Origin of the sequence: Methanospirillum hungatei (assembly GCF_019263745.1) — an archaeon.
GTDB lineage: Archaea > Halobacteriota > Methanomicrobia > Methanomicrobiales > Methanospirillaceae > Methanospirillum > Methanospirillum purgamenti.
Genome location: NZ_CP077107.1, coordinates 1202454 through 1217876, shown reverse-complemented (window position 1 = coordinate 1217876; position 15423 = coordinate 1202454). Strand labels below are relative to the sequence as shown.

Sequence of the window (15423 nt, the reverse complement as noted above, 5' to 3'; positions counted from 1 at the left end):
TAAGGACAACTATTCATTCTGAATTATTCATCTTCCATAAAGTGTGGAATTAGAGATTAGATACATCTCCCGCATTACCTGATAAACAACCTGAAAAAAGGCAGAGTGAAAGGATAGATGCCTTAGAAATATTAAAAGCCTCATCCGGCTCAACACATATGTGATGCAGTTATATGGGCCGGTTTCCTCATGTCTGAAACTTCTTATCGGTCTGATTCCACCCCTTATTATTGGCAGTATTGCCTGGGGTGTGGGCCTTGTTGTTCCTGTTCTCGGCGGACCAGTAATTGCTATCCTCATTGGACTGGTTGTCGGTCAATTATTTGGTCTTAGAAATGAATGGGCTGAAGGGGTGTCGTTCGCCTCAAAAAAAATATTGCAAGGCTCGATAGTGCTTTTAGGTGCAGGAATGTCACTAACCCAGGTTGCACAGATTGGAGGTTCAGGTCTTCCTGTCATGATAGGGACACTGGTTATCTGTTTAATAGCAGGTCTTGTTATCGGCCGAGCTATGAAAATAGAGGAACATATTCGCTCTCTTATCACATACGGAACGGCCATATGTGGTGCTTCTGCAATAGCAACAATGAGCGCAGTAATTGGGGCATCAGGTCCAGCTATAGCTGTTTCAATAACTGTCATTGTTCTCTATAATGTCCTCGGTGCGGTTCTTTTTCCCACGATTGGCCATATTCTTGGTTTATCTCAGGAAGCATTCGGTATGTGGGCCGGGACTGCTATCAATGACACATCTTCAGTCGTTGCCGCAGCAACGGTGTACGGCTCTGTCGCTGCCACATATGCGGTCGTAGTGAAATTAACCCGGACACTTGCCATCATTCCCTTGGCGTTATTTAAAACTTGGTCGTTGAATTCGCAGTTGCCTGGAGAAGAACAACGGACTACCGTGTTCTACAAGCTTATCCCTCCCTTTTTGATCCTGTTCATCCTCGCTGCTGCAGTTCAATCCATTGGACTGATTCCTAAAACATGGAATGATCCGATTCATTTCCTGGCACATTTTGGGACAACAGTAGCCATGGCAGCAGTTGGGATGAGCAGTTCTCTCACCGCAATCAGAGATGCGGGATGGAAACCAGTTGCTCTTGGGGCTATTCTCTGGTTCTTTGTAGCGACAAGCAGTCTTGCTCTGCAGTGGTTAAGTGGTAGCCTGTAAGTGTTATCGAAACAAAATACTATATTCAATCAATTTTTCTTCTATTCGTGGAATAAAAAAATCTTTTCAACCACTTCCTGAAAAAGAAAAGGTGATACTTATGCCAGAGCCGCGATCGCGTTAGCCCAGATCCCGGGCGTGGTTCTAAGAGAGTCAGCCGGAACGGGAGATAATGCTGTCCAGTATAGGTGACAAGGAAAACCCGTTGCTGGCATGACACTTGAGCGCCTTGCTGAAGGTATCCTCTGAACTGTCACGGGATGCCGAGACCCCGGTCCCCATCGCTCCGGTGATCGTGGCATTGCCGGTGATCTGGGTGACGGCCGTGTTGACTGCTGCCATGGTCGGCCCTTTCACCGGAATCTGCCCTACCTTCTTTGCTTCCGCGTTCTCATAGATGATGCTTGCTGCATACGATTCTTTGGAGGTTTTCACTGCAGGATGGGAAACTCCCCCTGATTCGTAGGCAGTACAGCCCCATGGATTGTCATCCAGGACATCCTGGACGATTGTATTGAACGTGGTATATTCTGCAATCGGGCTTGCCAGTTCCCGGACCGCTGACTTTACCACCGTTTTCTGAGTAAAATGGGCCATTTTCGAAGACCCCTGCCGTCTCTCGGACGGCATAATATACTTAGAGGTTCTTTATAAAGAGGTTTTAACAGGGTAGAGGAAAAGGCAAGGAGCGGGGATGGATTGGAGAATGGAGGGGTTTGAACTATTCTGGGGGTGAAAATGAGAGGAGGTCTCAAAAAATTTATTACTCGAAAGTGATTTAAACGTAGAAATTTTGTATCTATTATGTCCGACTTAGATGATGGCCCATCGATACGGATATGTTCTCAATGTGGAGAAGAGACAGAGTACGAGTATGATGACTATGAATGGGAGGCACGAGATTGCCTCTGTGAGCAATGTGAAGATGATCAAGAAACTGAAGAGTTGCTGGCGTTGGATATTATATAATGAACATCAACGAAGAGATTTGAGGCTAATTTGTATCTCTATAGACGGACAATATGATTTATTGGCCCAAAATATGAAGAAATAATGATATAACCATCTAGGAATTTTTACAAAGAAGTAAAGCAGTTAAATTTTTTCCAATATTCGGGTTATGTACTACAGAATTCAATGAAATTTGTTGTTTTATCCATAAAATCCTCGGAACTTAATTGCAATAATAAACAATATCAATTATTCTGGAAAATATTCGGAAGTAATACTGGAAAGTTATATTGGCAAGAATGTGAAATTATTCAGAAATTTGATAATGAACTAAAAATTCAATGTAACGACAATACTGGAAAAGCAAATCAATTAGATTTCCAGTCCATTTTTTTAAATTTATACAATATAATATCGGATTCAACGATAACAATCGTAGCAGACTATAATGATATCAAAAATTCATTCCAGATTTTACCTAATAGTGAAAAAAATATTGATCTCTTATCTAAATGTAATTTTTTTTCTTTTCGTCACTCATCAGAGATTGTTAATTTGATGTTGAAAGACAACGTCCCATTTAATGAATTTCCTGATATTAATGAAATTTATCATCATTTGTTTCATCAGAATTTCGTGATTTCTTCGGCCAAAGAAGAGGTAATAGTTCTTGCTAAATGCTACTTGAAGTTATGTCAAATCGGAATCATAAAAACCTCTAATATTGATCAACTAAAAGATTTTTTTAAAAATTTATCTCTGGATCCTACAAATATCGGGTGTTTGTTTCATCTGGCAATTTATTATGAAAAAATAGGACGGGGAGATATCGCATATTCTTATATAACTAATATATTAGAATTAAATCCTAATTCCAAACAGGCAATTGAAATAAAAGACCGGTTACTCTCTAGATACAAACTTGATGAAAAAAAATATCAACCTCATACTGATGCTAAACAAAATACTACGAAAATAATCCTTTCCCAAGAGAATATAGATATTATACAAAATAGATCAAATATCGATTTTATTGAAAATTCTGCCAATAATTGGATGGATTTAGCCAAATTAGAGAAAAAGGAGAAAAATTATCTCAAAGCAATCGCGTATTATCTAAAGGCACTTACCATCTCTGACAAAATAAAATATCCCTGGCATAACATTGGAACGTGTTATTACCTACTTAAACAATTTGAAAATGCAATATTTGCATTTAATATGAATATTTCTCTCTATCCTGACTACATCGTGAGTTATTTATGTAAAGGGAAATCTCTTGTAAAAATTAATGATCTTGATAATGCCGCGGATTGCTTTAAAGTAGTAATAAAAAGGGGAAATCAATCAGCTCCATGTAAAACCGCTAAACAATTACTCGATAACTTAGAAAAGCAAAAGAAATCAGAATCCATATCACCAGAGAATGTAGAACATCAATCAGACAATATTGAATTTATTAGACACCTAATAGAAGCAATCGAAAAAAATACGGGGAATGACAGAACACATCTCCGACTTGCCGAGAGTTTATTAGAAATAGATTGTTTAGAAGAAGCAGAAGCGAGAGTAAATTATTTCTTGAATTTGAATCCCACTCATGAACAAGCAAATCGTTTAAAAGAAGATATCGAATATCGAAAAAGAACAACAAAGGTACAATCAAATCCGATTTGTTTGGAAATTAAAAAAGGGAATATTAACAGAAGTTCATCTAATCAAGAATCCTTCACCCTGCATAAATCAGGTAATCTTTCACTACATGATGCAATTAGAGAGATTGATAATAGTATCTATGTTCAGGAAAGAGAAAAAAAGATTCAGAATGTTATTGAAAGGGATATTAAAGGTGTTCAGCGAATACGTGGAATAGCTGGGACTGGGAAAACTATTATCCTCTGTCATCGAGCGGCATATTTACATAAATTACATCCAGAATGGAAGATTGCCCTAGTTTTTTTTACTAAATCTCTGTATGATCTAGTTGAAACAACCCTCCAGGAAATCGCATATGAATATTATGGACTGGAATGGAGTCCCATAGATATAGATTCTAATCTCCGAGTAATGCATGCATGGGGGGAAGATAATAAACCTGGCTTTTTCTACTTACTTCGAATGGAAATTGATCAAAAGGCAAAAAACTACATAGATAAAGGGAAAATTCAGGATAATTTCGCAGCAGTCTGCAATAACTTCCTACAAAGAAATCCCAAATTTACTCCCCAATGGGATGTTGTTCTATTAGATGAAGCACAAGACATCCTTACCGATAATCCCGAACTCCTGTACAACGGGGCCCAACCCGCTTTTTGGTTGATTTATCATAATATTAAACCGATTACTCAAACCAATAGTGCAATCAGAAGATTCATTTTTGCTTATGATGAATACCAAACATTAGGCACGATAAAAATCCCAACCGCAAAAGAAGTGTTCGGAAATAAGGAGGAATATTCAAATTTGTTTTCATTAAAAGGGGGAGGGGATCCTATCTCATTGGAGATCTGTTATCGGACACCTCTTCTTACACTTCTAGCAGCTCAAGCAATAGGGATGGGACTATACAGAGAATCAGGAATGATTACCCCCATTACAACAGTAGCCGAATGGGAGGAATTGGGGTATTCGATAAATATGACTCGGAAAAAGTTTGATACAAAAGGAAATGAGATCAAACTCTTTCGACGAGATTCAAATACTAAAAATCCTTTGTCAAATATTTGGATAAAGCCAATTATTGAGTTTAAATTGTTTGAAAATCGTGAATCAGAAAATAACGCAATCTATAATTTCATTTGTGAATTGAAATCAAATGGTATTCCTCAGGAAGAAATTGCAATACTATTGCTTGGAAAAAAATGTGATATTAATTTAGAATTTCCTTTTGATGGAATAACCATTTTTCGTCCGGATAAAGAGAAAACGAAATTTAAGTCAAAAGATAATATCACAATTGGACACACTCCCAGAGCGAAAGGGAATGAGGCTAAATTCATAATTATTCCTCGATTAGATACGATTGCTAAAGAATTAGAACAGACAGAAATGGAATTAAAAAATTCAACAATTCATCCACGTAAAGAAACATTGATTAATACAATTATTGAAAAAAGAAACTATCTGTATGTGGCGATGACTCGAACTAAAGGATGGATAATTATGACCGGAATAGATGGAGAATACTCTCTCTACCAAGAAATAAAAAAAGTTCTGAAGAATGTAACTGAAAACCAATCCTTAGATATTATATATAATGGTAAAATTCAGGATTGTTTAAGATAACCAATATATGATCATTAATCACAGTGAATCAAGCGATATCTGGGAAAAAAAGGGTAAAATTCATTGGGATAATAAAGACTATGAGATAGCGGAACGATGTTTTGATAAAGCAATAGAAATTAATCCACATTCACCATACTCTCGATATTGCAAAGCAGCATTATTATGGAGACGTGGAAAAGAAACAGAAGCAGTGAGTAGATTTGAGGCTATTGAAAAGGATATTAGACAAATTAATATTAACGGTAAAAATCAGGGTATTAACCCAATTCATACACATTTTCCAAAACATAATCCTTTCCAAGATATTGCAAAAATAATCAGACCGGATAATCCCACAGACGAGGGCCTAAAAAATTATATCCAGGATAATAAGATTACTATTAAGAATTTACTCGACGAAATAAGACAGCCCAATTCTGAAAAACCCATTCAATACGAGACTATTGATTATCAAAAAGCATACCTACTCCTTTATTTTCCCTATTACATAGAAAATATTTATTCTGAATTATCAATTCTCCAAAAAAAAGGTGTCCTGGAAGGACTTCAGGATCATATCAGTGTCAATATCTTTGGATGTGGACCAGCACCAGAATATTTAGGAATGCTCACATTTGTCTCACAAAACCTACCCAAAGTAAAACATCTCACAACCTATTTCTTTGATCGAGAATATTGGAATACAACTCGAAATACTTGTATAGAGGTTTATTCTCCAAATTATTGCAAAAACAACAAACTTATCCTTGAAAATTTTTCTCCGAAATGTGAAAATTTAATCGAGTTGTTACAGAACTGTGATAATTATCCTCAAATACAGGTTGCCGACATTCATATTTTTCAGCATTCTTTCCGTGAGTTATTGCATAGTAAAGGGGAGGGAATTTTTGTAGATTTTGGAATTTTTTTCAACAACATTAAACCTGGCAGTATATTGATATTTATTGAAAATGTTTACCCAAAAGACATTAAATTGCTTGAAGAATTAGCAAAATATTTGAGTTTAAATAACAAGGCACTCATTTATCGTGACTCGACAATTAAGTGGACATTTACACAGGTTTTTTCTAAACCAAAATTTCTGGATACTTTTTTTGAAAATATTAATAAAACACAGTTTAACACAAAATATTCGTCAACTGTTCTAATGAAGGTATAAAATATGCCACCCTGGGAAAAAGTAAAAATTATTACAGAGAATGGCAAACAGGTCGAAGCCATTGCTCCGGTTATCATATCCGCCAGTCGATCTACTGATATTCCTGCATTTTATATTGACTGGTTCATCAAGAGAATGGAAATAGGATATTTAGTCTGGATAAATCCATTCAATCGGAAACAAACCATCTTTGTTTCATTCAATAAGACAAGAGTTATTGTTTTCTGGACAAAAAACGCTTATCCTTTGTTAAAACAAATAAAAACTCTCGATAGTTACAAAATAAATTACTACGTTCAATTCACCTTAAATGATTATGAACTAGAAAATTATGAACCAGGAATACCATCTTTAAATGATCGAATAGATACATTCAAACAATTATCTAGCATTATCGGAAAAGAGAAGATCATTTGGCGATATGATCCAATATTAGTCTCAAATGAACTTTCACTGCCTATAATTCTCTCCAGAATCAAGAATATCGGAGATCAAATCCACGAATATACTGATAGATTAATCATTAGTTTTGTTGACATTAAGCCATACGAAAAAGTCCAACATAATGTCGCAATATCAGGAATACATGAACTCACACCAAATGAGATATACGACTTTTCAACCCAATTGTCTGTAATAAACCAATCATGGGGATTGAAACTGGGTACCTGTGGGGAAGAGGTAGATCTTACCCAAATGGGCATATCGGCGATGAGTTGTATTGATGGGACACTTATTAGAAATTTATTTGAGACTGATAGTAAATTAGTCCAATATCTCCACCGTCATAATAAAAAAGACAAAGGACAAAGAAAATCGTGCCTTTGCATAGAAAGTAAGGATATAGGTCAATATAATACATGCTCACACCTCTGCATCTACTGTTATGCGAATCGATCAAAAGGAGAAGTTGAAAAAAATTATTTCCATCATTTGCAAAACCAATTTGCAGAAACGATAACCGGGGAATATATCCCCCCACCAGATGATGAAAGAAAAGAGATAAAACAAACAGATTTCTCTCAATTTATTCAATAGAGAGCCTAATATGCCTTCTCTCCCTGGATCACCAAATCACAACTCTCAAAAAAATGCGTTGAATATTCGAAACTCAAATAATATATCAGGAGCACTTGAAATCCTGGAAAAACTTCATCAAGAAAAACCTGAAAATATCACCATTATTTTACATTTAGTTGAGACTTTGATTGCTTTAGGTGGGGAACATAACCTTACTTTAGCTGAAAAATATCTCAATAAAACCGGCTTTTTTGGCCAGAATCAACAAAATAATAATTCTATAACTAATTTCGTTCAAAAAATTAAAAAAAACTCAAATATAATTTATCAGGTTAAGGAATTCAAAGCAAAAGAGGCCAAATATGGGGTTTTGAATAGGCAACTACCCAATGTATTATCTGAATATTTAAAAAAGAAAGAGATTCGTCTTTACACTCATCAATGTGAATCAATCAATCAGATTCGAAATGGTAAAAATATTATTCTCACTTCTGCGACTGCCAGTGGAAAGACGCTCGCATTCAATTTACCAATAATTGAGAAATTAATAGAAAATTCTCAAGTAAGAGCTCTCTATCTCTATCCCACAAAAGCTCTATCTCAGGACCAATTGAAAGCACTTCAAGAACTTGAATCAGCTATCCAAATTCCCATACAAGTTGATCGATATGATTATGATACGCTAAAAAGTGAAAGAGCGAATATTCGAAGCAATTCAAGAATCGTAATATCGAACCCCTACATGCTTCACAGAGTACTCCCACACCACAATCAATGGAGTAGTTTTTTTAAAAATTTACATTATGTTGTGATCGATGAAGCTCATTATTACCGAGGAGTATTTGGTTCTAATGTAGCCTACGTAATTAGAAGGCTTAAACGAATCGCTAGGTTGTATGGTGCAAAACCACAGTTTATTCTTCTTTCTGCAACAATAGGCAATGCTGAAGAGTTTGGCACTAAACTTATCGGTGAATCGATTCAACCCATAACTATTGACGGTTCAGCAAGAGGAGAAAAAACCTGTATTCTTCTTAGTAACATAAAAACGAAGATGTATAGGACTGCGGTTCATTTGCTAGTTGAATTGGTACAAAATAATATTTCGACAATATGCTTTGTAAGAAGAAGGAGAATGGCAGATCAACTTGGAAAGTGGATTATCGATGATTTGGAAAAAAAAGGGAAATCGTATAAAAATCGGGTTAGAGCATATCATGCAGGATATACCGTAAAGGATAGAAAGGAAATTGAAAATGACCTAAAGAAGGGTAACATTTCTGTTTGTATCGCATCGAATGCATTAGAACTTGGAATAGACATCGGGTCCCTAGATGGTGCAGTTTTAACTGGATATCCTGGCTCAATTATGTCCTTTTGGCAACAGGCAGGAAGATCAGGAAGGAGAAATAAACCTTCTCTTGCAATAATGATCTGCCATGATAATGCATTAGAACAATTTTTTTTAACTCATCCTGAAGACTTTTTCACAAAAAAACCTGAAGATGCAGTGATTGATCTCAATAACAAAAAGATTTTCTGTGGCCATTTACTCTGTGCATCTGATGAATATCCAATTACATCGAATGATAACACATTTTTCGGCGATAAACTAAAAGAGAATATTGAGTCTTTACTCATTGAAGACAAGTTGAAGGTTTTTGATAATAATCGGTATAAGTATTTTGGTATTCATGGAGAAATTCAAAGAGAAGTAGAATTAAAATCAATTCCTTCGAGTTCATACAAAATCATGAAGGGTGACAAAATATTAGAGACCCTCACTACTGAACAAGCTTACCGGGAAGCACATGAAGGAGCGATAATTACTCATATGGGTGAATCATTTATGGTATCCAAATTAGATCTGGATGCCCATACTGCTTTCGTCGAATCTATACCCAAAAATATTACAAATTATACCCAATCCCAGAAATACACAAATATCCATCATACGCAAATATTAAATTCATTTTCATTAGGGAGTCTTGAATGTAATTTCGGGGAGGTTACTGTTGAAAATAATTACTACAAATATAAGACTTTCAATGACAACCAAGAAGTAATTGAAGAAAATGATCTTCATCTACCCCCTATTTTTTTTGAAAGTAAGGGTTTTTGGTTTGATATCCCCCAAAAGATTATCCAAAATATTTTAGAAAATTGCTCCGAACCTCTTGAATCAGCCTTAGAAGGGACAAAAAATATTTTAAAAATTGTTACCCCCTATTTTTTACTCTGCGACCCGCATGATATTGACATTCACATAGATTATGAGGACCGTCAGATATTTACATTATATGATGAGTATTCAGGAGGAATAGGCATATCAGAAAGGATGAATAGTGTTTTTCCTAAACTAATTGAAATTGCAATAAAAATTATCAAGAATTGCCCATGCAATAATGGTTGTCCATCATGTGTTTGCTCTTCTATAAATTCTGATAATGCAGTAGATAAATCAATGACCACAAATTTTTTGGAACTCTTACAACAATTGCTTAATCAAGAACAATCACTGTAATCAACAAAATACCGCACCAAAAAATTAAGGGGTTTTCACCCTCCCGCTCTCGCTATCCGCTTCTTCTCATTCACCATCTCCCGGTTCTTCTCAAAGTATTTCTGCTGGGACTCCCGGTGTCTCATCACCCGGTCCCGCTCCCTGATCCGGTCAAGAGCATCCTGTAGCCTCATGGTCACCCCATGCTGGTCGCTCGTTCGCTTCGCTCACTCGCTCCCCCCACTCCCGAACACTCCCGGGCATAACAGGTCTCACACAGCCCGAAGTGCTCAACCGGATCAAACCAGACGATCGGTCCGGTATCACAGAGATGACACCTCCCGAGAGCTACCGACCATCGTCTCATATTGCCGGTCTTGATCATTCCGGGAAGGGCGATACACTGGGCAGCCTCCCGCTGCTGGGCTCTGGCATAACAGGTACGACACATCCGAAACGCCTTCCGCCTCGTCTTCTGCCGCTCTTTCGTCATCCGTTCGATGTAATGCACATACTTCCCGTCACATACATCACAGGACCGCGTTCGCCAGATCCATCTAATCATATTGTCACGAAAAAGTGCGAGGGGTAATGCGGATAACAGGGAAATATGCGCCTGGAATAAAATCACTCCGCCAATCCTACTTTCGATAAGGTATTTTTTTCGCGTTCTCACTCCTTTCTCACATACTCGCATTCACATGTTATCTCTGCAATTGCCGCAGCCACCACCTGAACAACCTCCCAATCCCGGAGATCCATCTAATCTTTGAACCATTTGCACTCATATATCACGACAATCAGTGAATTGAATCCATGAGGAAAAATCCGACCCCCCATCTGAACCAGATGATATTGTATCCTTCAGAAAAGAGGTTAACTAATAATAATTTCCGGAGAGACTGGAGAATTCCAACAGGCGATCGGAGAAATTTTTTCTCCGGTCAAAGGCTCTCAAATTATTGAGTAATATGAAATTAACACAATAATAATAAGTTTTTATTATGACTGGAGAAAAAATCCGGGTGCAGAGTGTGTAAATGATCCAGCTTCATCTTCTCTCTACTTCGGTTGGTTTTCTCCGGTCCCTAAAAAATCTCACTTTAATGATTGTATTGGGCTTTATTCATCAAATGGATGAAAAATCCTCCGGGGAAAAATTTTCTCCAGTCATTCTCCGATCGGTCATTTTTTTCTCCAGTCAATCACATGACCTACTCATGAGGGATACTGGTGATAATAAAAAGGGGGTATTGAGTATCTGACTATTCACTTCCCTCTCACACACCCACATTTTTCGCCATCTCTGCAACCGCTGTTGCCACTGCCTGAGCCACCCCCAGGTCCAGGGGATCCGAAAGAATTTTTTTGGGGTTGGATTTTCAATTACCAAGCAATACAATGAGCAGCTGCGATCTTCATCTCCTTGTTGATATTCGTTACACCTGCATCAAGAGCTCCCCGGAGTGCACCTGGAATTTTTCTTTTTTTCTTTTGGTTGCAGCTTATTCACTCTTCTAGTATCCACTTCCAGACCGGCATTACCCTGATATTTTGAGCTGGCTGTTCTTCCTGTTGTAATGTTAATATATATCCTCCCGAACCAGGGAACATAGTACATGCCTCAATAACTCCATCATACTCCCGTTTGCGATTTTCATCAGACAGGTGCCAGCAAACCTGAATCGCCATACTCACTTTTCCTTGCTCAACTACGATAAAATCACATTCGGATTGTCCTTTAAGCCAGTATAATTCATATCCTCTTCTGCAGAGTTCCAGCCACACGATGTTTTCAAGGAGAAGGCCATAGTCGTCTGAAAATCTGAAGGCTACAGCGTTACGAAGAGCAGTATCAATCCCATAATATTTTTGGTTTCGTGAGAGTTGTTTCTTCATAGAGTATTCAAAAGGTGAAAGACTTCCGATAAGATAATTATCTTCAAGATATCCAATCCAGTTTTTAAGGGAAACCGGGCTTTTCATCTGGACAATTGAAGCCAGCGATGTAAGACTTGCTTCTCTTGTCATATTCGTATACAGGTATCTGCATAACAACCGAAATGCCTTAACTTCACGAATGGCATATCTGGCGATGATATCACGAAACAGAATGTCATCAAAGGTTCTCCGTAATATTTCCGGGTCAGGATCCTTGAGAAATTCAGGAAATCCCCCGTCTTCAATGAACTGAGAGAAAAGCCGGAGAGCAGCAGCAGATTCAACGGTAGTATGGATGCCGGTTGTTTTCCAGGTAAATTGATAAAAGGTACAATATTCATCAAATCCGAAGGGGTATAATTCAACTCGTACATATCTCCCGGTCAGATGGGTTCCCAGTTCTTTACTCAGCATCTGTGCATTTGATCCGGTCAGAAAAATCCGGTATCCTTCATCATGCATTCTTCGAACAACACGTTCCCATCCGGGAATATTCTGGATTTCATCTAAAAATGCCGTTCTTACTCCGGGAAATAATTCCTCCCAGATGAGGAGGAGAGATCCTAAGTCATCAGTGGTGGCTCCGATTAGCCGGTCATCATCAGCATTCAGGTATAAGAAAGATGGGAATCCAAGTGCTAATTGTTTTAAGAAGGTGGATTTCCCGGATCTGCGAACTCCGGATATGATTACAATTCTGTTTCTGCTCCGGTACTGTTCAGGATCAATTCTCCGGGGTATGCCAGGTTCCTGATTATGAAACCGCAGATGTTGATCTCCAATGACTTCTTTTAGGATATGATAGGCGATCATATATTACCAATAAACTAAATTCTTTTTTTTGTTTATTAGTAATAAATGTTTGTTGGATTAGATGTATTCAACAAATCACCAGTTTGTCCAGATGATTTTTATAAAATGGGGAGGTTTTTAATCCATTTGTTCTCTTATACCTGATTAATCAGTGAGATCGATAATGGTTTCAATAAAACCCTATAGGTTATCTAAACCCCGTGGTTTGGTATCGCAGAGAAGAGGTTAATGAATAATAATTTCCGGAGAGACTGGAGAATACCAGCGGGCTATTGGAGAAAATTTTTCTCCGGTCAAAGGGTCTCAAATTATTGAATAATCTAAAATTAATACAATAATAATTAGTTTTTATTATGACTGGAGAAAAAACCCGGGTACAGAGAGTATAAATGAATCAGCTTCATTCTCTCTCTACTCCGCTAGGTTTTCTCCGATCAACAAAAAATATGACATTAGATGGCTTATGGGGCTTTATTCATCAAATGGATGAAAAATCCATAGGTGGAAAATTTTCTCCAGTCATTCTCCGATCGTGCTTTTTTCTCTCCAGTCACTCCAACAACTTTCTCATGAACGATTCTGGTGATGATGGAATGGGTAGTTTTGTGACAGATCATTCACTCCTTTCTCACACACTTACATCTCCTCGCCATCTCTGCAACAGCTGCAGCAACAGCCCGTGCAACCCCCCGATCTAATGGGTCTGGAAGAATCTGGTCCGGAGTCGGATCCTTTACATACTCTGCAATGGCATGTGCTGCAGCGATCTTCATCTCCTCGTTGATCTTCGTTGCACCTGCATCAAGAGCTCCCCGAAATACTCCAGGAAACACAAGCACATTATTCACCTGGTTTGGGAAGTCTGATCGTCCGGTGCCGACAATTGCAGCACCCCCTGATTTTGCTACATTTGGCATGATCTCCGGAGTCGGGTTTGCAAGGGCAAGTACAATCGGATCTTTATTCATCGTCCTGACCATGTCTGCTGTTACCAGGTTGCCACTTGATACACCGACAAAAACATCGGCATTCTCTAATGCATCTGCAAGAGTTCCTTTCCGAAGCATCTTGTTTGTCTCATCACCAAGAAGATATTTGTAGATATTATGATAGAGCCCGGGTCTTCCCCGGTAAATTATTCCCGTTCTGTCGCAGACGATTAGTTCCTTTACAGCATGGCATTCTTCTCCTTCATACCCGATACATTTGAGCAGCCTACAAATAGCATATCCTGCAGCTCCAGCTCCTGAAACGACAACCGTAAGATCTTTGAACCGTTTTCCAGTCACCCGACAAGCATTGATGAGGGCTGCTAGAACAGCAATTGCAGCACCATGCTGATCATCATGCATCACTGGAATACCAAGATCCTGCAGTTCTTCTTCAATTTCAAAACAACGAGGAGCCGCGATATCTTCAAGATTAATTCCTCCAAAAACTGGAGCTATACTTCTGATATGGCTGATGAGATCGTCATGATCTCCAGTAATACAGATTGGAAAAGCATCTATCCCTGCAAACTCTTTAAAGAGGATGGCTTTTCCTTCCATGACTGGAATCGCTGCAGCAGGACCGATATTACCAAGACCCAGAACTGCAGTTCCGTCAGTAATAATTGCGATGGTATTGTGTTTTAAGGTGCATGAAAAAGTCCTTTTTTCATCTTCAGCGATATATTTGCAGACATGAGCAACTCCGGGCGTATATGCCAGCGAGAGATCTTCCCTGGTCTTTACCGGAACTTTTGACTGAACAGATAATTTTCCCCGGTTTTCCAGGTGGAGTGTAAGTGATTTATGTGCGATCTCCTCTCTATCAATATCCATAGAATGAGAGTCTCACCTGTTTTATATCAATGTTTGGATGCCGACAGGTGTCATTTTAATTTAGGAAACACCAAACCCAAGCAGAATTGAAGTTATGTAGAATGAAAACCGGGAAAATCCCGGTCCAGGAGGAGGAAAGCGATAATGAACGCTTTGTTCGGAGTTGTGTATCCGGTAACTAATCCGGATATTCTCCTGCCACCCGGGGGATGGCGGTGTGATAAGTAATAGTAATACACAGGCAGTTATATAATTAACGTATATTGCATCGACATATCCCGAACGTGCCTATATAGTCATGTGTGGATAACGTGGATTAATAAATTAAAAAAAGCCAAAAAGAGGTTAAAAAGATTAAGCCGGGACAAATTTTGTCCCATAGAAGATTGCGCCGCTGGATCCGTCTTCTCCCAGTTTTCTAAACACCCGTTTCACCGGCATCCCGATATGAACCTTGTCAATATCACAGACCAGGTGTGTCGTAAGACGAGACCCTTCTTCCAGTTCAATGATGGCAAGAACATAGGGAGTCAGAAGCTTAAAGTTACCTGACGAACTCCGGATGATGGAATAGGTAACGACCTTGCCGACCCCTTTGAACTGGTGCTCAACAATCTTTCCTTCTCTCCGGCATTCTGGACAAAAACCACGGGGTGGATAGAAATATTTACCACATGTGGTACAATGTGTTCCAATCAGATTATACCGGTTCTGTTGTTTTCTCCAGAATCGTGCAACCGACATC

12 protein-coding genes are annotated in these 15423 nt (G+C 38.3%); 6 read left to right on the top strand and 6 right to left on the bottom strand.

The genetic code is table 11. The annotated features are described in order from the left end of the window. Positions 1–163 precede the first annotated feature (163 nt). A complete protein-coding gene (locus KSK55_RS05650; protein ID WP_214419143.1) occupies positions 164–1177 on the top strand; it encodes a YeiH family protein in 1014 nt (337 codons plus the stop codon). Between the two features lie 153 nt (positions 1178–1330). On the opposite strand, the gene KSK55_RS05645 is transcribed toward KSK55_RS05650, so the two are convergent. Then, positions 1331–1774, bottom strand: coding sequence for a hypothetical protein (locus KSK55_RS05645; RefSeq protein WP_218608528.1), 444 nt, complete (start codon positions 1772–1774; stop codon positions 1331–1333). Positions 1775–1981: 207 nt separating this feature from the next. Between KSK55_RS05645 and KSK55_RS05640 the strand changes: the two genes are divergently transcribed. The 5 genes from KSK55_RS05640 to KSK55_RS05620 all read left to right on the top strand — a co-directional run bounded on the left by KSK55_RS05640 (position 1982) and on the right by KSK55_RS05620 (position 10119). Beyond that, the gene (locus KSK55_RS05640; RefSeq protein WP_218608527.1) at positions 1982–2146 is read left to right on the top strand and encodes a hypothetical protein; all 165 of its coding nucleotides are present in this window, start codon (positions 1982–1984) and stop codon (positions 2144–2146) included. A 168-nt stretch (positions 2147–2314) separates the two neighbouring features. Further along, entirely contained in the window at positions 2315–5413 is a 3099-nt protein-coding gene (locus KSK55_RS05635) for a hypothetical protein (RefSeq protein WP_218608526.1), read from the top strand. A 7-nt stretch (positions 5414–5420) separates the two neighbouring features. Beyond that, positions 5421–6575: a tetratricopeptide repeat protein gene (locus tag KSK55_RS05630; RefSeq protein WP_218608525.1), complete on the top strand. Its 1155-nt coding sequence runs from the start codon at positions 5421–5423 to the stop codon at positions 6573–6575. A gap of 3 nt (positions 6576–6578) precedes the next feature. Beyond that, complete coding sequence (locus KSK55_RS05625; protein WP_218608524.1) at positions 6579–7613, top strand: DUF1848 domain-containing protein; 1035 nt, start codon at positions 6579–6581, stop codon at positions 7611–7613. A 10-nt stretch (positions 7614–7623) separates the two neighbouring features. Continuing rightward, positions 7624–10119: a DEAD/DEAH box helicase gene (locus tag KSK55_RS05620; RefSeq protein ID WP_218608523.1), complete on the top strand. Its 2496-nt coding sequence runs from the start codon at positions 7624–7626 to the stop codon at positions 10117–10119. A 35-nt stretch (positions 10120–10154) separates the two neighbouring features. Here the strand turns inward: KSK55_RS05620 and KSK55_RS05615 are convergent, their stop codons facing one another. The 5 genes from KSK55_RS05615 to KSK55_RS05595 all read right to left on the bottom strand — a co-directional run bounded on the left by KSK55_RS05615 (position 10155) and on the right by KSK55_RS05595 (position 15422). After that, positions 10155–10292: a hypothetical protein gene (locus KSK55_RS05615; RefSeq protein ID WP_218608522.1), complete on the bottom strand. Its 138-nt coding sequence runs from the start codon at positions 10290–10292 to the stop codon at positions 10155–10157. Between the two features lie 2 nt (positions 10293–10294). Next, positions 10295–10774, bottom strand: a complete 480-nt coding sequence (locus KSK55_RS05610) for a hypothetical protein (RefSeq protein ID WP_218608521.1) — start codon at positions 10772–10774, stop codon at positions 10295–10297. An 833-nt stretch (positions 10775–11607) separates the two neighbouring features. Then, entirely contained in the window at positions 11608–12852 is a 1245-nt protein-coding gene (locus tag KSK55_RS05605) for an ATP-binding protein (RefSeq protein WP_218608520.1), read from the bottom strand. A gap of 617 nt (positions 12853–13469) precedes the next feature. Further along, positions 13470–14678, bottom strand: a complete 1209-nt coding sequence (locus KSK55_RS05600; RefSeq protein WP_218608519.1) for an NAD(P)-dependent malic enzyme — start codon at positions 14676–14678, stop codon at positions 13470–13472. A gap of 354 nt (positions 14679–15032) precedes the next feature. Beyond that, the gene (locus KSK55_RS05595) at positions 15033–15422 is read right to left on the bottom strand and encodes a Zn-ribbon domain-containing OB-fold protein (RefSeq protein WP_214419140.1); all 390 of its coding nucleotides are present in this window, start codon (positions 15420–15422) and stop codon (positions 15033–15035) included. Position 15423 lies beyond the last annotated feature (1 nt).

Bases quoted from the DNA above. Each gene is read 5' to 3' on its own strand.
- KSK55_RS05605 (WP_218608520.1), bottom strand. From the start codon at position 12,852: ATGATCGCCTATCATATCCTAAAAGAAGTCATTGGAGATCAACATCTG.
- KSK55_RS05625 (WP_218608524.1), top strand. From the start codon at position 6,579: ATGCCACCCTGGGAAAAAGTAAAAATTATTACAGAGAATGGCAAACAG.
- KSK55_RS05645 (WP_218608528.1), bottom strand. From the start codon at position 1,774: ATGGCCCATTTTACTCAGAAAACGGTGGTAAAGTCAGCGGTCCGGGAA.
- KSK55_RS05620 (WP_218608523.1), top strand. From the start codon at position 7,624: ATGCCTTCTCTCCCTGGATCACCAAATCACAACTCTCAAAAAAATGCG.
- KSK55_RS05635 (WP_218608526.1), top strand. From the start codon at position 2,315: ATGAAATTTGTTGTTTTATCCATAAAATCCTCGGAACTTAATTGCAAT.
- KSK55_RS05650 (WP_214419143.1), top strand. From the start codon at position 164: ATGCAGTTATATGGGCCGGTTTCCTCATGTCTGAAACTTCTTATCGGT.
- KSK55_RS05600 (WP_218608519.1), bottom strand. From the start codon at position 14,678: ATGGATATTGATAGAGAGGAGATCGCACATAAATCACTTACACTCCAC.
- KSK55_RS05640 (WP_218608527.1), top strand. From the start codon at position 1,982: ATGTCCGACTTAGATGATGGCCCATCGATACGGATATGTTCTCAATGT.
- KSK55_RS05630 (WP_218608525.1), top strand. From the start codon at position 5,421: ATGATCATTAATCACAGTGAATCAAGCGATATCTGGGAAAAAAAGGGT.
- KSK55_RS05615 (WP_218608522.1), bottom strand. From the start codon at position 10,292: ATGAGGCTACAGGATGCTCTTGACCGGATCAGGGAGCGGGACCGGGTG.
- KSK55_RS05595 (WP_214419140.1), bottom strand. From the start codon at position 15,422: ATGTCGGTTGCACGATTCTGGAGAAAACAACAGAACCGGTATAATCTG.